20 protein-coding genes are annotated in these 22,701 nt (G+C 37.8%); 14 read left to right on the top strand and 6 right to left on the bottom strand.

The window, feature by feature from the left end; genetic code table 11:
* The first annotated feature begins 3 nt into the window (after positions 1-3).
* The 5 genes from QT16_RS07630 to QT16_RS07610 all read left to right on the top strand — a co-directional run bounded on the left by QT16_RS07630 (position 4) and on the right by QT16_RS07610 (position 2,930).
* Positions 4-738 (top strand): 1-(5-phosphoribosyl)-5-[(5-phosphoribosylamino)methylideneamino] imidazole-4-carboxamide isomerase, encoded by a 735-nt coding sequence (locus QT16_RS07630; RefSeq protein ID WP_002960267.1) that lies wholly within the window; start codon positions 4-6, stop codon positions 736-738.
* Positions 720-1,499 carry an imidazole glycerol phosphate synthase subunit HisF gene (hisF, locus tag QT16_RS07625; protein ID WP_002960269.1) on the top strand — a complete coding sequence of 260 codons (780 nt, stop codon included), beginning with the start codon at positions 720-722 and terminating at the stop codon, positions 1,497-1,499. Before QT16_RS07630 ends, hisF begins: the two co-directional genes overlap by 19 nt.
* The gene (gene hisIE, locus QT16_RS07620) at positions 1,490-2,104 is read left to right on the top strand and encodes a bifunctional phosphoribosyl-AMP cyclohydrolase/phosphoribosyl-ATP diphosphatase HisIE (RefSeq protein WP_007376299.1); all 615 of its coding nucleotides are present in this window, start codon (positions 1,490-1,492) and stop codon (positions 2,102-2,104) included. The genes hisF and hisIE overlap by 10 nt, the downstream gene beginning before the upstream one ends.
* A gap of 108 nt (positions 2,105-2,212) precedes the next feature.
* On the top strand, positions 2,213-2,743 hold the full coding sequence (locus QT16_RS07615; RefSeq protein ID WP_039487696.1) for a hypothetical protein: 531 nt from the start codon (positions 2,213-2,215) through the stop codon (positions 2,741-2,743).
* Position 2,744: 1 nt separating this feature from the next.
* Positions 2,745-2,930 carry a DUF1289 domain-containing protein gene (locus QT16_RS07610; RefSeq protein ID WP_039487694.1) on the top strand — a complete coding sequence of 62 codons (186 nt, stop codon included), beginning with the start codon at positions 2,745-2,747 and terminating at the stop codon, positions 2,928-2,930.
* A gap of 52 nt (positions 2,931-2,982) precedes the next feature.
* Here the strand turns inward: QT16_RS07610 and QT16_RS07605 are convergent, their stop codons facing one another.
* The 3 genes from QT16_RS07605 to QT16_RS07595 form a co-directional block, all read right to left on the bottom strand.
* Entirely contained in the window at positions 2,983-4,599 is a 1,617-nt protein-coding gene (locus QT16_RS07605) for a M56 family metallopeptidase (protein ID WP_039487692.1), read from the bottom strand.
* Between the two features lie 11 nt (positions 4,600-4,610).
* Positions 4,611-4,991, bottom strand: a complete 381-nt coding sequence (locus tag QT16_RS07600) for a BlaI/MecI/CopY family transcriptional regulator (RefSeq protein WP_004586391.1) — start codon at positions 4,989-4,991, stop codon at positions 4,611-4,613.
* A 258-nt stretch (positions 4,992-5,249) separates the two neighbouring features.
* A complete protein-coding gene (locus QT16_RS07595) occupies positions 5,250-6,521 on the bottom strand; it encodes an O-acetylhomoserine aminocarboxypropyltransferase/cysteine synthase family protein (RefSeq protein ID WP_039487687.1) in 1,272 nt (423 codons plus the stop codon).
* A 338-nt stretch (positions 6,522-6,859) separates the two neighbouring features.
* Here QT16_RS07595 and QT16_RS07590 point away from each other — a divergent pair, with 338 nt between their 5' ends.
* The 3 genes from QT16_RS07590 (at position 6,860) to QT16_RS07580 (ending at position 8,876) form a co-directional block, all read left to right on the top strand.
* Positions 6,860-7,450, top strand: coding sequence for a hypothetical protein (locus tag QT16_RS07590; RefSeq protein ID WP_039487684.1), 591 nt, complete (start codon positions 6,860-6,862; stop codon positions 7,448-7,450).
* A gap of 254 nt (positions 7,451-7,704) precedes the next feature.
* Entirely contained in the window at positions 7,705-8,358 is a 654-nt protein-coding gene (locus QT16_RS07585; RefSeq protein ID WP_039487683.1) for a hypothetical protein, read from the top strand.
* Positions 8,359-8,498: 140 nt separating this feature from the next.
* Entirely contained in the window at positions 8,499-8,876 is a 378-nt protein-coding gene (locus tag QT16_RS07580) for a hypothetical protein (RefSeq protein WP_052201237.1), read from the top strand.
* A gap of 171 nt (positions 8,877-9,047) precedes the next feature.
* Here QT16_RS07580 and QT16_RS07575 read toward each other — a convergent pair whose 3' ends face one another.
* From QT16_RS07575 to QT16_RS07565, 3 genes are all read right to left on the bottom strand, one after another.
* Positions 9,048-11,219 (bottom strand): S46 family peptidase, encoded by a 2,172-nt coding sequence (locus QT16_RS07575; RefSeq protein WP_039487681.1) that lies wholly within the window; start codon positions 11,217-11,219, stop codon positions 9,048-9,050.
* Positions 11,220-11,317: 98 nt separating this feature from the next.
* Positions 11,318-13,408, bottom strand: coding sequence for a bifunctional diguanylate cyclase/phosphodiesterase (locus QT16_RS07570; protein WP_039487679.1), 2,091 nt, complete (start codon positions 13,406-13,408; stop codon positions 11,318-11,320).
* A 179-nt stretch (positions 13,409-13,587) separates the two neighbouring features.
* The gene (locus QT16_RS07565; protein ID WP_039487677.1) at positions 13,588-15,375 is read right to left on the bottom strand and encodes a M61 family metallopeptidase; all 1,788 of its coding nucleotides are present in this window, start codon (positions 15,373-15,375) and stop codon (positions 13,588-13,590) included.
* A 204-nt stretch (positions 15,376-15,579) separates the two neighbouring features.
* On the opposite strand from QT16_RS07565, the gene QT16_RS07560 reads away from it, so the two are divergent.
* From QT16_RS07560 to QT16_RS07535, 6 genes are all read left to right on the top strand, one after another.
* Complete coding sequence (locus QT16_RS07560; protein ID WP_039487675.1) at positions 15,580-17,115, top strand: GGDEF domain-containing protein; 1,536 nt, start codon at positions 15,580-15,582, stop codon at positions 17,113-17,115.
* A gap of 62 nt (positions 17,116-17,177) precedes the next feature.
* Positions 17,178-18,521 carry a nucleotide 5'-monophosphate nucleosidase PpnN gene (gene ppnN / locus QT16_RS07555; protein WP_039487673.1) on the top strand — a complete coding sequence of 448 codons (1,344 nt, stop codon included), beginning with the start codon at positions 17,178-17,180 and terminating at the stop codon, positions 18,519-18,521.
* A gap of 10 nt (positions 18,522-18,531) precedes the next feature.
* Positions 18,532-19,305: a flap endonuclease Xni gene (gene xni / locus QT16_RS07550; protein ID WP_039487670.1), complete on the top strand. Its 774-nt coding sequence runs from the start codon at positions 18,532-18,534 to the stop codon at positions 19,303-19,305.
* Between the two features lie 69 nt (positions 19,306-19,374).
* Positions 19,375-19,758 (top strand): DUF3192 domain-containing protein, encoded by a 384-nt coding sequence (locus QT16_RS07545; RefSeq protein ID WP_024596929.1) that lies wholly within the window; start codon positions 19,375-19,377, stop codon positions 19,756-19,758.
* A gap of 11 nt (positions 19,759-19,769) precedes the next feature.
* A complete protein-coding gene (locus tag QT16_RS07540; protein WP_039487668.1) occupies positions 19,770-21,458 on the top strand; it encodes a hypothetical protein in 1,689 nt (562 codons plus the stop codon).
* A 206-nt stretch (positions 21,459-21,664) separates the two neighbouring features.
* Entirely contained in the window at positions 21,665-22,672 is a 1,008-nt protein-coding gene (locus QT16_RS07535; protein ID WP_039487666.1) for an isocitrate dehydrogenase, read from the top strand.
* Positions 22,673-22,701: the final 29 nt, after the last annotated feature.

The following is a 22,701-nucleotide window of genomic DNA, read 5'->3' as shown; positions in this document are numbered from 1 at the left end:
TTTGTGATTATTCCAGCATTAGACGTATTACAAAATCAAATTGTGCGCTTGTACCAAGGTAAATACGACACAGCACAGTTTTACCCTTTCGAACTTGGCGCGCGTTTAAAAGAATACGCCGACAGCGGCGCAGGTAAACTACACCTTGTTGATTTAGAAGGTGCACGCGATCCAAGTAAAAAGCAGTGGAAACATATCCAAGCTGCGACCAAAGCACTTAACGTACCGTATCAAGTGGGCGGCGGTATTCGCTCAGAGCAAGATGTAAGTGATTGGCTTAAAGCCGGTGCAAACCAAGTAGTTATTGGTTCAATGGCAGTAGAAAAACGCGAACAAGTAAAAGCCTGGATTGAGCAATTTGGCGCAGAGCATTTTGTAATTGCTCTTGATGTAAATAAAACAGCCACGGGCTGGGCACCTGCTACGCACGGTTGGTTAAGTGAATCTGAATTTGGTTTACTTGAGCTGGTAGATTTTTATGTGAGCTTAGGTGTTATTGATTTTTTATGCACGGACATCAGTAAAGATGGCACCATGACGGGCCCATCGTTTGAATTATATGAAGATTTAACTCGCCACAACAGCACAATTAAAGTGCAAGCCTCAGGTGGCGTAAGCTCACTAGATGACATTAAAAAGCTTAAAGAACTTGGTGTGGGCGGCGTTATTTTAGGTAAGTCATTGCTTGATGGCGCATTTAGCGTTGAGGAGGCACTGGCATGTTATCAAAACGCATAATCCCGTGTTTAGACGTTAAAGACGGCCAAGTAGTTAAAGGCGTTAAGTTTAAAGGCCATGAAATAGTTGGCGATATTTTAACAATGGCTAAAGCCTACAGCGAAGCTGGCGCCGATGAACTGGTTTTTTACGAAATCAGTGCAAGCGTTGAAAAACGCCTACTCGACGTGAATTGGGTAGAGAGCATTGCACGTAATATCGATATTCCATTTTGTGTAGCGGGCGGTATTAAATCAGTGGCTGATGCAGCGCGTGTACTTGAGCGCGGCGCAGACAAAATAAGTATTAACAGCCCTGCTATTGCGCGTCCTGAACTTATTAAAGAATTACACGATGAGTTTGGTAAGCAATGTGTTGTAGTCGGCATTGACAGCTTTTTTGATGAAATTACCGGCGAGTATTTAGTGTATCAATTAACCGGCGATCCTAACGCATCAAGCCGTACGCGCTATAAAACACAAGAATGGGTTAAACGCGTACAAGACCTAGGCGCAGGCGAAATTGTATTAAACTGTATGAACCAAGATGGCGTTCGTAACGGTTACGACAACGAGCAACTAAGTAAAATTCGCGAGCTGTGTGACATTCCTTTAATCGCCTCTGGCGGTGCGGGTAGTATGCAAGATTTTGTTGATGTATTTAAACAAAGCAAAGTAGATGGTGCATTAGCCGCCAGCGTTTTTCATAAAAATGTGATTAACATTGGCGAACTAAAACAATTTTTAACAGATAACCAAGTGGCAGCAAGATTATGCAAGTAACACAACAAAACCAAGCTCAGGTCGATTTCGCTAAAAGTGACATGATCCCTGCTATTATTCAAGATGCCCGCTCTGGTGTTATTTTAATGCAAGGCTTTATGAACAGCGAAGCACTCGCTGTCACGCTTGATACCAATAAGGTAACGTTTTACTCACGTTCAAAATCGCGTTTATGGACTAAAGGCGAGTCATCAGAAAACTACTTAAACGTAGTATCTGTACATACCGATTGTGACTACGATTCAATTTTAGTACTTGCCAACCCAGAAGGCCCAACGTGCCACTTAGGCACACAAAGCTGTTTTGGTGATGAAGCAAAACCAAGTTTAAGCTTTTTAGCACAGTTAGAAGATGTGATTGTTGCGCGTAAAAACGACGACCCTGAAAAAAGCTACACAGCGTCATTATTTGCAAAAGACTTAAGCCGTAGTTGTCAAAAAGTAGGTGAAGAAGGCGTTGAAGTTGCCCTTGCCGCTATGAAACACGATAACGATGAGCTAACAAACGAATCTGCTGATTTAATTTATCACCTTACAGTATTGCTACAACGCCAAGGCTTAGCCCTTGAAGATGTAGTTAAATGCTTGCAAGGTCGCCATAAATAGCATTAGTTGTGACTAACAAAGAGGCTCATATTTATATGGGCCTTTTTATTTTTACAGTAAATCACGTGTGATATAGTGCGTGGCTAAATTAATCGGTTACTGTGAACTATGAAAAACTATATTATTCCTTCTATTGTCGCATTTATTTTAGCAGGCTGTACCAGCAAAACTAATCAGACTACAACAACCACTACTACAAAGAATCAGTCTGTAAAAACCACAGTAACACCCGATGAATGCAGCACCATAAATAACCTTATAAGCAGTTATGATTCTGGTTTTAATTCAATCAAAACAGATAAAGTAAATAACCAGTTTACTAATCAATGGCGTACTAATACTCATATAATTGGAGCAAACTGTACGGTTACTTTAAATAAGTCAGAGCAAGCAAGCTACCAATGCCAAACACCTGTTAAAACACAAACGCAAACAATAAAGTCTCATCAAAAACTGGCTAAGCAATTACGCCAATGCTTAACCAAAACAGGTTGGTTGGAAAGCCAAAAAGAAACAGCAAGTTCAATTTACAGCACCTTTGTCCTTGATACTAAAACCCCAGTCATTACACTTGCTACTAATCAAGAAGGTATTGGGTTTTCTACTCGCTTTGAAATTGCACCACCGTTAGGACTTTAATATGCGCCAATTAAATCAAAACAAAAAACAATCTAAATTTAAAACTGATTGCCTAGGAATATGCGAAAGGCGCAGCGGTTACTGCACCGGTTGTGGGCGTACTAACGAAGAAATTTTTGATTGGATAATATTATCTGAAGATGAAAAAAAAGCGATTTTAGAAACACCACGAGCAGATTTAAAGTAGTAACTAATTGTTAAATAGAGGCTCAAAAACTGAGCCTCATTACAGCGTGTATTTATAGCAATCTCAACAATTGCGAACCAGGTAGGCCGCTTTGTGGTAATAACGCGGGGGTAACTGCAAATGCTTCTGGTATTTTACTTTTAATTTCATCCATCTTTTTACGGTTATTTTGTTTATCATAAACATAATATTTAAGGATATTTCCGTATACATCGTCTTTTGCATCAACCTGCTCTAGGGTTTTCAACGCTTTATCGTAATCATCAAGGTAAATGTATGCCAGTGCTAAGTTATCAGCAGAGCCAACATGTAGCTTACCTTCAAGCTGTTTTGATAAATCTTCAAGCTCTGCAACAGCAAGCTCATAACGCCCTAACTGTATATAGGCCGTTGCTAGTGAATTTTTTAAAAAGTAAGGTGGGTTACTGCCCGGCTCGTACCATTTTTCGTAAGCACTCAATATGTCTTCATATTGCTCAAGTTTAGAGTAAACGTGATTTAGCAACCTAAAGCTTTGTAGCTTGATTTCAGCTTCTTCAAACCCCGTAAGTTTGTCTCTATTCAAGTGCCAATCTTGAATGCCTTGCGCAGCTTGGTTTAACAGTTCAGGGGTATCACTTTTTGCCCCAGCAGCACTTTTTAGAAGCTGTGCAAGTTGTTGTTTATATTCTTCACTTTTAACAGGAGCCTGAGACGTATTATTACTTGGCTGCTTGTTATCTGAACTACCATCTACAATTTGCGCTGCAGCTAAAGCACTAAAAGACATTGCCGCCGCAACCATAACCAAATATTTACTTTTCATTGTTTTTTCCTTGTTTAACATTTTGATCCTCTGAATATTAAAACTCTTAGAATGAGCAATATTCAAAAGTGGGGGGGTAAAAAAGTTAGGCGAGCTTTTAGCACTTTGCTCTTGTAGCAATAAACTGGCTAAATCCAATTGGTATTTACCTTTTAGCTTCTGCATACACAACTCATCACAGCTAAGTTCGAGTTGCTCTTTTGCTAAACCTGTTAACTTTAAGCAAATAGGATTCCACCAAAAAACGCTTTCTATAAAACAAATAAGCCACGTCCAATAAATATCACCTTGTTGTAAATGAGTTACCTCGTGTTGAATGACTGAATCTAATTCTTCACGATTTACCATCGTCGACTCTAGCCAAATAACAGGCTTTATTAACCCGGTAGCAAAAGCAGGCTCTGTATGGGTTGTTAGTCTAATTGGATACTGATTGTTAATGTGTTTAAGTTCAGGACTTGGCTTTGAGTTAATGTATAAGTTTTTTATAAGCTTTACATAAAGGCTCATGCGTAATGAAAACAATCCAAAACCAGCTAAAACTAAAACCATAAAAACATTACTAAGTGATGGCAATAAGTCCCATATACCAATATCGCTTTGTAATTCGTCCTTAGTTGCTACTTGTTCAGCATTTGGTATTAATGCTTTAACATCGGGAATCAATTGCGCCACGTTGAATGTGTAACGATTTGCCCCTTCAAATAAGGATAACTGGGAAAAATATTGCCAAGGGACAAACCAACATGCCAAGGCAGTCATTAAAATGTAAAAGTTTAATCGTGCTGGGGCATTTTTTAGCCCTTTTACTGTAAGCAAAATACATAAGCTAATAAGTGTGCAAGTTAGTAAATAATCCGTCATTACCCTCTCCTTTAATCTAACTTTTTATTTTTTAAAAGCGTTTGTAAATATTCTATATCTTCATCATTTAGCTTTTCTTCTTTGATAAAGTGGGCGATTAAACTACGAGAATTACCTTTAAAAAATCGTTGCATAAAACTAGGCATAGCTTGCCCCGATAATGTGTCTTGAGTCACGATTGTTCTAAAAACAATAGCTCGCCCTTCATGTCCACAGCGCTCAATCGCCCCTTTGTGTTCTAACCTATCTACAATAGTTTTAACTGTTGTATAGGCTACTTTTTTATCTTTTTGCTTATCAGCTAAAAGCACTTTATGTAGTTGACTCGCGGTACAGGGTTCTTCCTGCCAGAGCAGCTGCATAATATCCATTTCAAAATCACTAAGTTTCATTGTCGCTCCTATTACTACACTTGTAGTGGTACTGTTACAAATGTAGTAGTAAGTAATCTTAGTGTCAATACAAAATTGACATTTGAATGAAAAACAAACGATAGAAATATAAAATTCTTAGGGAGGTTTTATAAAAAATGTATATAAAATAAGGGTGTATAGTTGTTAATTGGTTTTAGAAAAGCATAAAAAACGATAGTTTATTTTCAACTAACGCTTTTTTATGCTTTAAAGTTTTTATGAAAGGTAGTGAGGTAACTATGCTTTATCGAGCGCTTGGCTTACATCGGCAATTATGTCAGCAATGTTTTCAATACCAACCGATAAACGGATTAAATCGCGACTTACACCCGCATTAGCAAGCTCTTCATCATTTAATTGGCGGTGTGTGGTTGACGCAGGATGGCACGCAAGCGACTTGGCATCGCCAATATTAACTAAGCGTAAAATCATGTTTAGCGCATCAATAAAACGAGTACCCGCTTCTAGGCCACCAGCAATACCAAAACTTAAAATACCCGATGCTTTACCACTGGTAATTTTTTGACTCATTTCGTTATACGGGCTTGATTTAAGCCCTGCGTAATTAACCCAAAGCACTTTTGGATGATTTTCTAAATACTCAGCTAGCTGCTGTGCATTTTCGCAGTGGCGATCCATTCTTAAGCCTAAGGTTTCAAGGCCGATTAAAATGTCAGATGCGTTTTTAGGCGCAAGCGCTGCGCCAGTATTTCTAAGTGGCACTACTCTACAACGTCCAATAAATGCAGCTTCAGCAAAAGCTTCGGTATAAACCACGTTGTGATACGACGGATCGGGCTCGTTCATCATTGCAAAACGTGTAGCATTCGCTTTCCAATCAAATTTTCCTGAGTCGACAATCATGCCGCCAATGGCAGTACCGTGCCCGTTTATATACTTTGTAAGTGAGTGAACCACTATGTCGGCGCCCAGCTCAAATGGGCGGCATAAATACGGCGTAGCCACGGTATTATCAACAATAAGCGGCACACCTTTGCTGTGTGCAATACGTGCTAAACGTTCAATATCAACAATATTACCTGCCGGGTTACCAATAGATTCACAAAAAACAGCGCGAGTGTTGTCGTCAATTGCATTCTCGAACGCGGTAAAGTCATCGGCTTTAATCATGCGCGCTTCAATACCTTGCCTAGGTAGTGTATGAGCAAATAAGTTATACGTCCCACCATATACTTGGCTGGTGCTTACAATATTAGTACCGACTTCACACAAACATTGAATAGCATACGTAATAGCGGCCATTCCAGAGGCAACAGCAAGCCCACCAATGCCCCCTTCCATCGCGGCAATACGTTGTTCAAGTACGGCATTAGTTGGGTTCATTATGCGGGTGTAAATATTTCCAGGTACTTTTAAATCGAATAAATCAGCACCATGCTGCGTGTTATCAAATGTATAAGAAGAAGTGTGATAAATAGGCACGGCTGCCGATTTGGTCGTAGCCTCAGATTCGTAACCGTGGTGCAGTGTTAATGACTCTAATTTCATAATTATTTCCTTCAATTAATTTACCACTAAGCTAGCACTTCTTGGTTATAAAATGCACATGAAATATATTAAAAGATGTTGAGGTGATTTGATTTAAGTTAAAGGCGGATAAGAGCGAAAACCGGTCGTTCAAGTGAATCGTCATTAACTTAGTCAGAATAAGAGGAAACTTTCTCCTTTTTCACATAGTAAAATAACCTTTCCTAAGCTTAATATTTATAGATGGCAATAACTTACACTATTTGCTATTAATAGAAACTCATACAATAAGGATGTTTTCGCGCTAAAATAGGTAAAGTGTCCTCTGATAAAGCTGTTAAATTGCAATAGGAGTTCATATGTTATCAAATCTCATGAGAGACAAGGTCACTGTCCTTAAACAGAACGGTGGAAAATACGAAGATATTCAAGCTAGTGTTCAATCAAAAAAAACGGTTATCCAGCGTAGTGATATTCTGATTGAAACTGGTGATCTCATTCAACGTAAAATGTCGAATGGTGGCATTGAAACGTATGAAGTTATAGATCCTGGCTTCCATGAAGGAGGCTCAGTTATTCCTGCAGGTTACTATATTAAGCATAAAAATCTTGGGTTACCTGAAGCTGAGAAAGCAGTTCAAAGTATCACTTACAATTTGAATGGTCCTAACTCTCGTGTAAACAACCATTCAACTGATAACTCAACAAATGTAGTTAACGAAAATTCAGCTGTTGCTGAACATATCGAATTACTACGCTCCGAGATTAATCGCTTAGTGCAGTCCACTCAGGAAAAGCAGGATGCTCTGGAGGTGGTTGACACTATCGAGGAACAGTTTTCATCAAGTAAACCAAGTAAAGCTGTTGTAAATACGCTCATTTCATCCTTACCACATGCAGGTAGCATTGCGTCTATTGGATCTTTTTTAGTATCAGCTTTGGGTAGCTAGCAATTTAACGAACGTTTAAAGCGCGATTCGTAAATACGTACCATTTTCGCTTCACAACAATTTTTTGCACACATTCATTCACGCCTTAAGCGTACGTTGAGACTGTAATTACTCTTTTTTAAGAAAAATATCCTGTTTTATGGGTTCCAAATGCATTACCCAATGCTTTGAAAACGCTTAGCGTTAATTGCAGGATTTCGTTTTTTTATTAATTTTGGTTGTTGAAGTTATTCTACAGCCTCGCTAGAGCAACTATGAAAAAATCTAAAGGTTTAACTGAAAAAATTTGGTCTTCCATTGATGAAGATAAAAAAATTAAATGGAGGTTCTTTTCTGTAGTGACAGCTGTAATTGGAGTTCTATTAATAGAGAAATCTGGAAACGAATACTTTGATTGGTTCTTAAAGTTACTAACCACGATTTTTTTATTCGCGGTAATTCATACTCAACGTAGCTACAGTAAGATAACTCCAAAGCTTCGTAAATTTAACACAAAAGTAGCAATCATTTTGGGGACTTGGGCAATAGTAGTGTTTGGCTTAGCGATATACTTGCAGGTAATTATTGTGGTATCCGCACAGGTATTTTTACACGAAACTGAAAATATGATGAATCAAGGTCTTTCACAATATTATCAAATCACGTTGTTAATTGTTTTTTTAGTAGTCATACCTATTGCTACCATAAATACTTATAAATCGCTAAAAATAAATGATTTAATATTTCATTTACCAAAAGCTGGTTTATTTAAACTTTTAGCGCGTCGAGAACCCAAAGCTTCAACATTTATTGAATTTGCATATTTAGAGTTGGCAGCAATAATTTTATGTTTAATATATTTTTCCTCTATTGCAGTCGTGGCTCGCTCTTTTATAGATTTAATCATATTGTTAATGTCGCTGTTCTAACAAGAGGCTATTGTGCCACCGTCTGATTGTGGCACTTTTGAAAAGTAAGCGACTAAACTTTACATAGCAGTGTTCTAAAACGAACAAAGATGCGCCAGCATATAAGTTCTGTGATAAATAATAGGTTATGGAGAAATTAATTGATTAAATACTCATGTATATTACTAGGGATTATTTTTATTGTAGGGTGCAAAAGCACTGGTGTAGTACCTCTAGGGCAAAATAGTTATTACGTTGGTAAAAAAGACGGTTCGCCTGGTCTTGGAGTTTCCCTTGAAAATAAAGCTGCTGTTTATAAAGAGGCTAGACAGTTTTGCGCTGAACAAAATTTAGAAATCAAAGTTTTAAAAGAGACTGTCACTCCTGCTGCACCAGCTAAGCTTGGTTCCACTGAACTAGAGTTTTCTTGCATTCCGTTAGGCACTCTTGCAACACCAACAGAGCAGAACCTAACCGAATCATTGAAAAGCGGGAAATATAATATAAAGAACAACATACGCATTAAAATGGACGTTTAAAGCTTGGCTGGCGACTTCTCTTCCTGATTTTAGCCAAGCATTTTGACCTCATTAGCGAGGCGTTACTAATATCCGATCATGGCACTTAGCAGTCATAAATAAGCGAATCAAATACCAACAAAAAAGGCGCTTCCTTTACAGTAAGCGCCCTTCTGTTATCTCACTAATTACTTATTTTACGATTGTCATTTCGTCTAACAAGTTTTGTGCATTATCTACTTTATCCATTACCCACAGCATGTAGCGCGAATCAACGTGGATTGAGCGATTGAGCTCAGGGTTGTAATCCCAGTCACCAATAATACTTTCGTAAACACCGTCAAACAGTAAACCAACAAGCTCTGCTTTACCGTTAAGTGTTGGCGAACCTGAATTACCACCGGTAGTGTCTACATTTGATAAAAAGTTAACGGGTACTGTATTCATGCCACCCGTGTAATCACCGTAAAGCTTGGCTTTAATTTGCTCTTGTAACTTTTTAGGTGCATTAAATGGTTCAACATCGGTGTTTTTAGCGAGTAACCCTTCAAGCGAGGTAAAAGGTGTTGCTACCAAGCCATCTTGAGGTGAGTAGCCACCTACGGTGCCATAGGTTACTCGTAATGTGCTGTTGGCATCGGCGTATACAGGTTTGTTTTTAGCTTTGTTAAACGCAATTATTGCGCTCATTAGCTCAGGGCGAGCTGCTTGTAATTTACCTGCAAGTGCTTTTGATTTATCTTCCTGTGCTTTCATTACTTTAAATATTGCTTTAGCGTATTGCACAAATGGGTCTTGGCTTTGATTTAGCTGGCTAAACGATTGTTCAAATAATGAATTGCGAACAGTGGCATTATCGAGTCTTGACTGCTCATACATGCTATCAAGTAACGCGCTTTGGGTTGCTTTATCAAACCCATTTTGTACTTTAAATACGTTATCAACCTCGCTGAAACGCTCTTCTTTTGGAAGTGCTGCATACAGCTCTAAAAAGTGCAGTAAAATAGCTTTATCTACTTTGCTATCATAACGGCGCGTCATGCGCTCAAGCCCTGCTTTAATGCGAGGTAAGTCACGTTCTTGATAACCAGATTCACGTTCGCTATTTGGCTTTTGTTTTTCGTAAGCTAGGCGGTATAAACGTCGTGCTGTGCTGATCATCTGTGAGCGATGTACATAACCTAACATTCGGTCGCGTTCACTGTGCTCTTGTGATTGTGCAATTAGCTCAGATAGCTCACCTAATACGCTTCCGTATTGCTCTTTACGCTCACCATCACTATTGATCCATTGTGTTAACTCTTGCTCAAACTGTTTTTTGCGCTCAAGCATAGTGCCTTTTTTGAAGCTTTCGATCATCGAACCATAGTTTTTAATATAGTTGTTATAACCTGCAATGGTGCTTTCGTAAGCAATACGCGCTTTACTGCCGTCTTCTGAGTTTTCTTCAATAAGCGACACGTATTTTGAGTTATGAACACGTGCTTTAGGGTAGCTGTCGTTAAATACGTTATCTACCTCTGTTGCTATACGGTAGCGATTAGTACGCCCTGGGTAGCCTGTAACCATTACAAAGTCGCCTTCTTGCACGCCTTTAGCACTTACTTTTAGGTAAGAGTCAGGTACGTAAGGTACGTTGTCTTCGCTGTATTCTGCTGGTTTTCCATCTTTGCCTACATAAGCGCGGTAAAAACCAAAGTCGCCTGTGTGGCGCGGCCACATCCAGTTATCTATATCGCCACCGTATTTACCTACGCCCATAGCTGGTGCGTAAGATAAACGTACGTCTTTAATTTCAAGTGACTTAATTAGGTAAAACTCTAAACCACCATGAAACGAATACACGTTACAACGGTAGCTTTCGTCGGCTTCACACTGGGCTACTAGCGCTTTTTCGTTTTTTACTATTGCGTCGTAGCGTGCTTTACCGCTTAGTTCTTCAATACCTTTACTAACTTTGTCAGTCACATTAGTAACTGTTTCTGTGACGTATACGCGTGAACCCGGCGCTGCTGGTAAGTCCTCAGCAGGGCTTTTAGCTAAAAAGCCATTTTCTAAAATGTTGTTTTCAGGTGTTGAATTGTATTGCACCGAGCCATAAACACAGTGATGGTTTGACACAACTAAACCCTTAGGCGATACAAACGATGCTGTACAGCCACCTAGGCTAATTACCGCATTCATTGGGAATTCGGTTAATTTAGAAATAGATTCAACATCAATTTCAAGCCCTTTGGCTTTTAAAATTGATTCTAACTCTGGAAGTTGGTGTGGTTGCCACATGCCTTCGTCGGCTATGGCACTACTTGCAAGTGATAAAGAAAATGTGGCTGCTAATGTAGCTACAAGAGGTTTTAAACGCATTATAGAATCCTTTTTATTTGTTTCTATAACAGGTTACTCGTCAGTAGCTAATGAGGTCAATAGCCGTGCAATGAATTGTTACAATCAAGTGTTTAATCTTACTTATTATCAAAATTCATCGAAAAATCAAGAAACTGTTTTGCTGGTATGGGTTTACTAAAATAGAAGCCTTGCATAAAATCACAGCCTAATTCGTTCAATAAAGTAAGCTGCTCTTTTGTTTCTACGCCTTCGGCTACCACTGTCAGCCCTAAACTGTGCGACATGGCAATAATTGCCTTTACGAGATTACAATCTTCATTGTTTAGTACAATACCGTCAATAAAACTTCTATCTATTTTGAGTACATTAAAAGGGTATTCTCTCAAATAACTTAACGATGAATAACCTGTACCAAAGTCATCCATTGATAAGTTAATGCCTAATGCTGTTATTTCAGTCAGTATATCAACAACATTAGTGTGGCAACTCATCAGCACTCCCTCAGTTATTTCAAGCTCTAAATTTTCGGGATTTACGTTTGCTTCACTCAATGAGTTTTGAATAAAACTGAGCAGCCCTACGTCCCTAAATTGGCGAGGAGATAAGTTAACAGCCATGGTGTATTGCTGTGTGCGTTTACAAGTACTTTGCCATGTGTTTAAAAAATCTAATGCTTGGCTAATTACAAACTTGCCAATGGGTACAATTAATCCTGTATTTTCGGCAATAGGTATAAACTCATCGGGAGTTACATTACCTAGCACAGGGTTATGCCAGCGTAATAACGCTTCTGCACCAATGATGTGTTTATTTTTGGCGTCAAATTGGGGCTGGTAGAATAACTCGAATTCATTACGTTCAAGGGCGCCACGCATCTGCTCTTCTATTACGAGTCGGCGCTGAATAATTACATTCATCTTTTTAGTAAAAAATGAATAAGTATTACGACCATATGATTTTGCTTGATACATTGCAGTGTCAGCATTTCGTAATAAATCAGCAACGGTTGTACCATTTTCTGGGTATATGGCTACACCAATACTCGCTGTTAGTATGTGTTCCCGGCCCTCTATTTTAAAAGGGGCTCTAAAGTTATTGACCAGTTTTTCAGTAATTTTTAGCGCTGCATGGTGATCAGTTATACCTCGCAGTAATACGATAAACTCATCTCCACCTAGGCGCCCTACCGTGTCGTCTTTACGCAATGCCTCTTGCAGCCTTTGCGCTGATTCAATTAAAAGTTTGTCTCCTGTTTCATGGCCTAAGGAATCATTTATTTTTTTAAAGTCATCTAAATCCAAAAACAGTACCGCTGCTTTTTCGTTATTTCTTTGTGCTTCAATAAGTAATTGCGACAAACGATCAAGTGCTAAAAAACGATTTGGAAGTAAAGTTAGACTATCGTAATACGCTTGATGTCTAATTAGTTCATCTGATTTATGCTGTTCGGTAATATCTCGAATAATAACCATTAACTGGTTATGTTCTGTTATTTTATTTATTCTTGCTTCAAAAAAAACGAGCCCATGGGGCAAAGCTAGCTCGTATTTAAAGCTCATCATCTGCTCTTTTTCTAATACAAGGCTGATATAGGTTTCAAATTTTTCGGCTACATCGCGCGGGAGTACATCTCCCATTTTTTTACCAATAAATTGCTTGGGCTTGGTATAGAGATCTGTTTCATTACTGGCATGATACTCAATAATAGTTCCATCATTTTCCATCAAGAAAAATAAGTCAGGAATTGCCTCAAAAATAGTTTTTAGCATATCCTCATTAAATGATGCATCTGCTTGTGCCTTTTTAACCTCAGATAAGTCAATATCAATGCAATACATTTGTTTTGTATTATATTGATTTGTAAGCATAACATGGCTAGAAAAAACAGATACACTTTCGCCATCTTTACCTTTTAGGGTAATTTCGGATGCTGGAATTTCTATGTCTTTTTCTACCCAATCACTGTGTGCGTCAATTACAAATTCACACATCGGCTCTGGAATTATAAGGTCTTCTATTTTTTGCCCTATGGCTTCTTCTTTTGTGTATCCGTAAAGTCGCTCACTGCCTTCATTCCAATAAATAACACGACGTTCATTGTCATAACCTTGAACAGAAATTACATTTACCGCATCAAATAACTGATGCAAATAGTCGTTAATTACAAATTGGTTGGTTAAGTCTGAAGCAACGTCGTCTAATTTCATTTTGAGGCTATATCCATAAGTAATTTTATTTAGTAATAAAAAACACCAAATAATAATTAAATTTAATTTTAATATTAAATTTCCATGTACATTATATACGCCATTATACAAAACAAAAAAAGAGCCGAAGCTCTTTTTTAATAATTGTTAACTGTATTTAAACGCTATAAAAACTAAATTTATTTTTTTGTCACATCATTTGGATGTTCCACGCCAATCCATGCTTTGAAAAGCGCTTTTTGCTGTGGCGTTGCCTCTTTATCAGCAACTACTTTTTTAGGCTTATCAAAATCTTCTGATAATACTAATGTTAAGCTTTCAAGTGCATCGCGACGAAGATAGTCAACGGTTACTTTGTCGCCTGCCTTAAACGTTTCTAGGCTGGTTTTTAAATCTTTACCTACGTGATGTTTGTTTATAGCGACAATTTTATCATCGGTAGTTAAACCCGCTTTCCACGCACTGCCACCACGGCGTACATAACTTAACGTCAGTAATTCACCCGTGTTTTTAGCGGTAGCATCAATACTTGCAAGTGCTTTTGCTTTTTCAGGACGCTCAAACTTTAAACCTACTTTAGTAAGTAAATCGTCAAAGTTAATACTTGCAGGCGACTCTACATTTTCTTGCCACCAGCTTGAATAATCACGTCCTGTTAAATCTTTTAAGATATTAAGTACATCTGTATCTGTAAATCCAGCGGGCATTTTATGATTGTTATAAAGTGCTTTGTGTACGTCTCGGTAGCTTATTTTACCTTGGCTTTTTTCTAGTAAGTCGATATCTAAAGCAAGTGAAAGTAACGAACCTTCTGAATAAATATTGGTGCTGTAGTTACGTGCATGATCGCCACCTTGATTAATCCATTTATCAAAGCTTGTTTCGCTTGCGCTTTGCACTTCACGGCCCGGTGTTTGTAAATGACGATTAATGGTTTTACTCATCACTTTAAAAAATTCATCCGTTGTTTGAATGCCTGAGCGCACTAATAAATGATCTTCAAAGTAACTTGTTGAACCTTCTGCAATCCACAGCAGTTTAGAGTAATTCATATTAGTGTAATCGTATGGCACTAAACCTTGAGGGCGGTATGCTTTAACATTCCATGTATGAACAAACTCATGCGCAGCGGTGCTAATAAAACCTAGGTAATCTTCGCGGCTACCAAATCTATCGCGTGGACGTTGAATAATTGTTGAGTTTAAATGCTCTGTTGCACCACCCGCACCTGATGTTGCATGCACCATAAATACATAACGCTCATACGGATAGCCATCCCAAATTACATTACCCGTGGCAACTAATTTTTTAAGATCGGTAAGCATTAGATCTACATCGTAGTTACCATCGCCCCATATAACTAACTCGTATTCACGCCCTTCTACTTCAAATGTGTGTAGTTGGTTAATACCCGTTTCGATTGGTGAATCAACAAGTACATCGTAATCGGCTGCTTTAAATGAATTTTTGCCTTTTAAATTATTCATACCCGATACAGAACGCCACTTTTTAGGCACGTCTAAATTAACGGTTACAGGCTCTTGGCGAAACGAGTCACTAAACATAAAAAAGCCTGACGCATCTATAAATGCATGGCTGTCGTCAATGTGGCGAGCACGCTTACCAAGCTCATTTGCATACACCTGGTAGTCAACATTTACTTCTGTAGGTTCATTAAGATGTACACGCCATGTACTGTGATCTATTTTTTCCCATTTTAGTTCTTTGCCATCTTCATCTTTGGCTTTGAAGTAGCGAATGCCATTTGCAAGGTTTAACATTTCGTAGCGACCCGTGCGCCACGCAGGAAGTTTTATATCAAGGTGTGCTTGCGCTGTTTTTGGAAATTCAACACTTACATCACCTAAATGATGCTGTGGTTGCGAGATTTCTAAAGAATAATTTACATCGGCAAATACAGGCGCTGAACATGCAGCTAAAATTGAAAGGGCTAATAACTTTTTCATAGAGACTCTTAGTGGAAACTTAATTGCTTACAAGACTAACAAGCCCCTATTTAAAAGTGAATTAAATACGATAAATGACCCTATATACGAGTTTATAAGTAGTAGCTTATTAAAATTTCTAAGTTTTTTACTAGATTACTACACATAATAAAAATTTGTTGTAAACTGAAGATAATGAAATTAATTTGATGGCGGTATGCTTAGGTGTCACAAAGATCTAACGCAACAGATAAAAAGCTAAAACAAGCAATTGATGCGCGTATGGCTGTTGAGAGTGCTCGTAAACATCAAGTAGATGTTCTATGTGACTTTACAGCTAAACTATCGTTGAGCTGTAAAGGACTAGATATCGAGTTAGATAATCGCCTCGCCAAATTTAGAAGTGCGCTTAATAAAGGCATGAGTTTTGAAAACCTTGCTCCCCTTATTAGTGAAACTTTAGTCCTACTTAAAAAGCAAGAATCGATTCAACAAGCTCAGCAACGTAATTTATACAACAGTGTGCAAAGTGCCGGTAAACAATTACAAAAAACCAAAGGTTTACCTGACGATACTCGTAGGACTCTAAGAAATTTACTCGATCACGAGATTAATAACGTTCATTCAACTCATGGTTACATTCCGCTACTTGATCAACTTATTAGCTTTTATCATGAAGCGTTGCTTACCAAGCAAGACCCTCAAGTTGATCAGCAGCGCCCTGTAAAACAGGCGCGTGCAAAAAAACTGCTTGAGCTCGCAAATGAACTTATACTTGAAGAAGAAGCTACGCTACAAATTAATAATATAAAAAATAATATTACAGAAAGTGACTCAATCGATTCATTACTCGATGTTGCAATTAGTATTATTGATGTAGTGGTAAAAAATATAAGTAAAGAGCGTAAATCCGCGCAAAGCTTTTTAGTTTCATTAAATCAAACCCTCGAAGATCTTCATAACTCTATCGTCTCAACTAGCAAGCACTCTGAGTCTATGGAAGTTGAGTTTGACTCACTTAATAAAAGCATTGAACTAAAAATAAAAAATCTTAATGAGCAAACGCAAAAAGCTACATCAATCTCATCTTTAAAAGAACTCGTAGATAACGAATTAAAATCAATAAGCGAAGATTTTATAGCAAAAGAAAAGTTAGAACGAAAAGACAGAGAAATGCTTAGCGCAAGCTTTGGTCAAATAAATAATCGGATTGGTACTTTAGAAGGTAAGTTAACAACTTATAAAAAACGCTTAAATGAACAGCGCTTTAAAAGCTTACTAGATGGGCTTACAAAACTGCCTAACCGAGCTGCATTTGATGAACGTTACAGTCACGAAATGCATTTGTTTAATGTGCAGCCATCAGATGTTACGCTTGCAGTTATTGATGTTGACCACTTTAAATCTATCAATGATAGATTTGGCCACACCGCAGGTGATATTACCTTACAAGTTATATCAAAAGCGTTGCAAAAATCGGTAAGAAAGTCTGATTTTATAGCGCGTTATGGCGGTGAAGAATTTGTGCTATTAATGCCAGGTGTGTCGCTAGAAAACGCAACATTACCCCTGGATAAAGTAAGAAAGGTAATTAAAAATATACCTTTTAAATTTAGAGAAAAACAAATTGAGATCACTATTTCGGTAGGTGCAACTCAATTTAAAAAAGGCGATACCCTATTAAAGGCATTTGATAGAGCTGATGATGCACTTTACGAAGCCAAAAATTCAGGGCGAGATAGACTTTGTACCAGTAAATAATGTCATAGCTATTATAACTTTTATGACAAGTAGTTTTACGATTTAGTAGTAGGAGCACGTCTATGTTAATACAGTTAAACCCAACTGGTGTTTTAGATTTACTGTCGCAATTAGAAGTTGATTTATTAGAGCAATCGTCTGCTAGTGAGCGTTATAAATTATTTAGAAACTGCGTACTTGCAGTCCTCAATGTAGGTAGCCATACCGACGACAGTAACGATATATACGACAAATACAAAGATTTTGATATTCGTTTAGTAAGCCGCGAGCGAGGTATTAAAATTGAGCTTGAAAACCCACCCGAAACCGCATTTGTTGATGGCGAAATAATTACCGGTATTCACGAACATATATTTTCTGTTATTCGTGATATTTTATTTATTTGTCAAAAATACGAAAAAGATTTAAAAGAGCAAAAAGCCATAACCCATATGGTGTTCGATATGCTCAGAAATGCAGGTGCGCTGCGTGTTAAAAGCGAGCCTAACATGGTTGTTTGCTGGGGCGGACATTCAATAAACGAGGTTGAATATAAGTACACAAAACAAGTAGGTTACGAACTTGGTTTACGTGGATTAAATATTTGTACCGGTTGTGGTCCTGGTGCTATGAAAGGCCCAATGAAAGGCGCAACTATTGGCCACGCAAAGCAACGTAACACCGATAATCGCTACTTAGGTTTAACAGAGCCAAGCATTATTGCTGCCGAGCCACCAAATCCTATTGTAAACGAACTCGTTATTTTACCTGATATTGAAAAACGCCTTGAAGCTTTTATTAGAACAGCTCACGCAATTATCATTTTTCCTGGTGGCGCAGGTACTGCTGAAGAGTTGTTATATTTATTAGGCATATTGTTGCACCCAGATAATACTAAACAATGTTTACCTGTTATTTTAACTGGCCCCAAACAAAGCGAGGCGTACTTTAAAGAGCTATGCGAGTTCGTTGAAATGACCCTTGGTAAGGAAGCGTTGGATAAGTTTGAAGTAATTATTGATAATTCTGAATTAGTCGGTCAAAAACTAAAGTCATCGATGGCTAATGTTCGTGATTACCGTAAAAGTGAAGGTGATGCCTACTACTTTAACTGGACATTAAAAATAGATAACGACTTTCAACAACCTTTTGCACCAACACATGAAAATATGGCAAGTCTAGATTTACACCTTGATCAGCCTAAACAGCTACTCGCGGCTAATTTGCGTAGAGCTTTCTCTGGTATTGTTGCTGGTAATGTAAAAGACGAAGGCGTTAAAGCCATTAAACAAAACGGTCCATACATTTTAAGTGGCGAACCTGCCCTTATGACAAATATGGATAAATTATTACAGGCATTTGTTCTTCAAGGTCGCATGAAGCTCCCTGGTAGTAAATATGTTCCATGTTACAAAATAAAAGCATGAGTTTTATAGTTTGAAACCCCATTTACTTCTTATTGATGCGCTTAATTTAATTAGGCGCATTTACGCCGTTGACGCGAATCAAAAACATCATAGCGACGAGCAAATGATACAAACGTGCTGTGCACGTGTAGCCCACGCCTGTAAAAAGCTTTTAGATACAAGTAATGCAACCCATGCTATTGCTGTGTTCGATGGTGACAAAAGCTGGCGTTATCATTTTTATAAAGACTACAAACACTCACGCGCGCCAATGCCCCAAGTATTAAAAGATGCTCTATTGCATTTTAAAGCCGCAATTGAAGAAACAGGTATTGTAGTATTTGAGCCTATTAACGATGAAGCTGATGATATTATTGCAACGCTTGCCTTTAAGGCATCAAATAATCAAATAACGAGCACTGTTGTTTCTACTGATAAAGGCTTTTTACCTTATATTGGCCCTTACATTACAGTTTACGATTACTTTAAAAAGCTCTATCTAGATGAGACAAGTATAAAAGAGCGTTTTGGTGTTGAGCAAAATAAACTCGTTGATTTTTGGGCATTAGCGGGCGATAAAACAAATGATATTCCGGGAGTTAAAGGAATAGGTACTAAGTCTGCGCAGCAAATAGTTAATAACTATAATTCAATTGAACAAGCAGCCGTAGATGAGTCTCTAAGCTCGAGTATTAAAGCAAAGTTAGCCGCTAATATGGATATGTACGTAATTTCAAAGCACTTGGTTAGTTTACGCACCGATATAAATTTAGGTTTTAGTTTAAAGCAGTTAAGACTTAATTAGTCGCAAGTTAATAGCCTCTAAACATTACAAAACGTATACTGATATTAGTTACCGGAGTCAGAGTAAGCCATATTGAAAAAATTTATCCGATATTTAATTTTAGGTTTAGGGCTATATGCACTGATAGCTGCATTGGTGATTACCTTTTATAAAGACGATCCTCAAGCTATGATTTGGCAAGACCGAGAGGCTTTCAATAAACGTTACATTGAAAAACTATCACTTGAACAACCAACAACACTAAATAGTGTTCTTGATTACTTAGGCAGTCCCGATCTTACTTATGCCAAACGAGATGGTGAACAAGTATTTCAGATAGTTTTTTATCGTACACAACATAAAACATCTGACGGTATTACCACTATGGATGAATGTACTGGCCTATTATTTAAAAATGGGCAGCTGTTTTTATGGGGCCCGAGTGCATACAATAAATACCAAGAACAAAATTAGGTGAAGGTTTAATGGATGAAGCTGTTTCAACTACCTTAGAGCAGCTGCTTAATAATACGCAGCTGTTTTTAAGCTATTATAACAATAAACAAAAATGGACAGCTCTATATCCAATGGCAAGTAAGCTAGCTGAGCAATATAGAGTGCTCTACAGCAAACAGCCATTCGCATTACAATCCCGATTGACGCTTTATAACCCAAGTTATTCTTATGCAACAAATTTAGTTGTTAGTCAGAGCGTCATAACTGCTGCCCTGTGTAAATCTCAAAATTATAATAGTGCCTTAAGTGAGCTATACATAGCCGCTACTCTCATTGAGCATTTATGTGTTGGAGCGCAATTAAACAAGCTTTGCGAGCAAACACCTTTTCAAGATTCTGATAAAAAAATTTGGAAAATGCGTCATCAGTTAGCAGCAAAAGTAATGTTAGCTAGTGGTGATTCAGCCAAACCTGTTACGCAGTTACTAGCTAAATTAAATAAGTATAAACAAGCATTGGTAAGTGCTCCTAAAATAATGCTTTACGATGGAGGCATAACGCTAATTGCTTTAGCAAATATTATTAGCATGAACATTACGAGCAACACGGCTAATAAACATATTAGCTTATATAAAGCACTTACCGATTTGTACATTCGCACACCTAACTTGTTCGCACTGCAATTAATTAAATCACTAATAGCGCATTTAGGGCCATTATTACCGGGAAGCCGCGTTTTATACGCTGAGCAAACCATGATTTATTTAGCAACTGATGCACAACAACGGCATGTTTTAATTAGTACAGCAAATCCAAATAAATTAACTTGGTACAGAGTAAAAGCAACGCTTAACGATAATCCAAAACAATGGCATTGCACTGATAAAACCATTAGCTTTAAAGTATTTAACAGTGAACATGTAAAACCACAAAGTGAGCTTGAGGTTGATAAGGCACAATCTTTACTTGAGCTAATAAGTAATATTAAGTTACAGCACGAATACAGCTATAAAGGATTAAGCCTGCTGATGGTGCCTCACCCTCTCGTAATTGCTAATTTATGTGAGGCTGTAAAACCATATAATAAAGAACATCAGCCCGCAAAAGACTTAAAACATAGTTTATCGATGGTCGGTTATTATAATGCACCTGCAATAATTCAACGGGTTGTTTTTGAACAATTAGTTAATGTTACCCCACATCCATTGCAAGCCTACGTGACTAACAGATTAAATGGATTAGTAAAAATAATGGCTTTATTGGTTAGCAAAAATGATCACGACCAGTTTGAGCACATTACTTTACCTTTATACGCTTACGCCCATTTTTTATTAACGCAATGCAGTACACAACTTTCTCGTAAAACACTGATTGACGACACACCAAATAAAACATTGAGTGCCCCTATCTGCTCCTATTTTGGGGTAAATTCAATTAACACTGAACAACTAACACAACAGCTTACTCATTTATTGAGTGACAACCCATGGACTGCAGCACTCTTAGAGGCAGAGCAAACACCTAAAAAGCACTTAACTGAGGCCCATAAACTTTGGATCACACTTAAGATTGTTGCTCAAAATGTGTTTAAACCTGAACTTTCGCTAACTCCGTGGCAGCAGCAAACGTTAAATGAACAGCTTAAAATACTCAAGTGGCATAACCAAGCTGATTTTTATCAACAATTAGAATCTCTTGAGTTGTTTAATAGTATTTAGTTTATTAGAAGCTATTTTATGTCTTTATACCCATTATAACTTTCGTGTATACCCAGTATTTTTTGTATAAACTAGCAAAATGGGTGATAAATTGGTATAAATGCGCCCTTAAATTTTCAAGCACGTTCACATAAATGTTCTAACAAGCGGTTACTCTCTCAGAGTAATAATTTATGTGCAAATCAAACTCTTTAAAGGAAAAGTCAATGGCCAAACAAACCATCACAGTGATCAAAGGCGACGGCATCGGTCCGAGCATTATCGACTCAGCACTTGAAATATTAAAAGCCGCAGGTTGCGACTTTGATTATGAATTTGTTGATGCTGGCCTAGCTGCACTTGAAAAAACAGGTGAGTTATTACCGCAAGAAACAGTTGATACAATTGCTAAAAACAAAATCACTCTTAAAGGCCCATTAACTACGCCTGTAGGTGAAGGTTTTACATCTATTAACGTAACACTTCGTAAGCAATTTGGTTTATATGCTAACGTACGTCCAGTTAAATCATTTGTTGGTACTAAAGCGCGTTACGACGATATTGATATCATTACTATTCGTGAAAATACACAAGGTATGTACTCAGGTGCTGGCCAAGTAGTAAGTGAAGACGGTAATGAAGCAGAAGCAAAATCGATAATTACGCGTGAAGGCGCAGAAAAAATCGTAACTTTTGCATACGAGCTAGCGGTACGCGAAGGTCGTAAAAAAGTAACTGCAGTTCATAAAGCTAACATTTTAAAATCAACATCTGGTTTGTTTTTAAAAGTAGCACGTGAAGTAGCTGAGCGTTACCCACAAATTGAATCAAATGAAATGATTGTTGATGCAACATGTATGAAACTGGTAATGACACCTGAAGAGTTTGACGTAATTGTTACGACTAACTTATTTGGTGATATTTTATCTGACCTTTGTGCTGGTTTAGTTGGCGGTTTAGGTATGGCACCTGGTGCTAACATTGGTGAAGACGCAGCAATTTTTGAAGCTGTACACGGTAGTGCACCAGATATTGCTGGCAAAAACCTTGCTAACCCAACATCTGTAATTTTAGCGTCTATTCAAATGCTTGAGCATTTAAATATGGGCGATACTGCAGAGCGTATTCGTAGTGCTGTTGCTGATGTAATTAAATCAGGCGACCGTACAACTCGCGATTTAGGTGGCAGCCACGGTACAACTGATTTCACTCAATCAGTAATTGACCGTTTATAATTAATATTTGTTATTAATTTAAATAGCCC

Origin of the sequence: Pseudoalteromonas distincta, assembly GCF_000814675.1 — a bacterium.
Taxonomy (GTDB): domain Bacteria; phylum Pseudomonadota; class Gammaproteobacteria; order Enterobacterales; family Alteromonadaceae; genus Pseudoalteromonas; species Pseudoalteromonas distincta.
This window is presented reverse-complemented; position numbering and strand designations above follow the sequence as displayed.

Bases quoted from the DNA above. Each gene is read 5' to 3' on its own strand.
- hisF (WP_002960269.1), top strand. From the start codon at position 720: ATGTTATCAAAACGCATAATCCCGTGTTTAGACGTTAAAGACGGCCAA.
- QT16_RS07595 (WP_039487687.1), bottom strand. From the start codon at position 6,521: ATGAAATTAGAGTCATTAACACTGCACCACGGTTACGAATCTGAGGCT.
- QT16_RS07610 (WP_039487694.1), top strand. From the start codon at position 2,745: ATGCGCCAATTAAATCAAAACAAAAAACAATCTAAATTTAAAACTGAT.
- QT16_RS07565 (WP_039487677.1), bottom strand. From the start codon at position 15,375: ATGAAAAAGTTATTAGCCCTTTCAATTTTAGCTGCATGTTCAGCGCCT.
- QT16_RS07605 (WP_039487692.1), bottom strand. From the start codon at position 4,599: ATGACGGATTATTTACTAACTTGCACACTTATTAGCTTATGTATTTTG.
- QT16_RS07575 (WP_039487681.1), bottom strand. From the start codon at position 11,219: ATGCGTTTAAAACCTCTTGTAGCTACATTAGCAGCCACATTTTCTTTA.
- ppnN (WP_039487673.1), top strand. From the start codon at position 17,178: ATGTTAATACAGTTAAACCCAACTGGTGTTTTAGATTTACTGTCGCAA.
- QT16_RS07585 (WP_039487683.1), top strand. From the start codon at position 7,705: ATGAAAAAATCTAAAGGTTTAACTGAAAAAATTTGGTCTTCCATTGAT.
- QT16_RS07570 (WP_039487679.1), bottom strand. From the start codon at position 13,408: ATGAAATTAGACGACGTTGCTTCAGACTTAACCAACCAATTTGTAATT.
- QT16_RS07535 (WP_039487666.1), top strand. From the start codon at position 21,665: ATGGCCAAACAAACCATCACAGTGATCAAAGGCGACGGCATCGGTCCG.
- QT16_RS07590 (WP_039487684.1), top strand. From the start codon at position 6,860: ATGTTATCAAATCTCATGAGAGACAAGGTCACTGTCCTTAAACAGAAC.
- hisIE (WP_007376299.1), top strand. From the start codon at position 1,490: ATGCAAGTAACACAACAAAACCAAGCTCAGGTCGATTTCGCTAAAAGT.
- QT16_RS07540 (WP_039487668.1), top strand. From the start codon at position 19,770: ATGGATGAAGCTGTTTCAACTACCTTAGAGCAGCTGCTTAATAATACG.
- QT16_RS07615 (WP_039487696.1), top strand. From the start codon at position 2,213: ATGAAAAACTATATTATTCCTTCTATTGTCGCATTTATTTTAGCAGGC.
- QT16_RS07600 (WP_004586391.1), bottom strand. From the start codon at position 4,991: ATGAAACTTAGTGATTTTGAAATGGATATTATGCAGCTGCTCTGGCAG.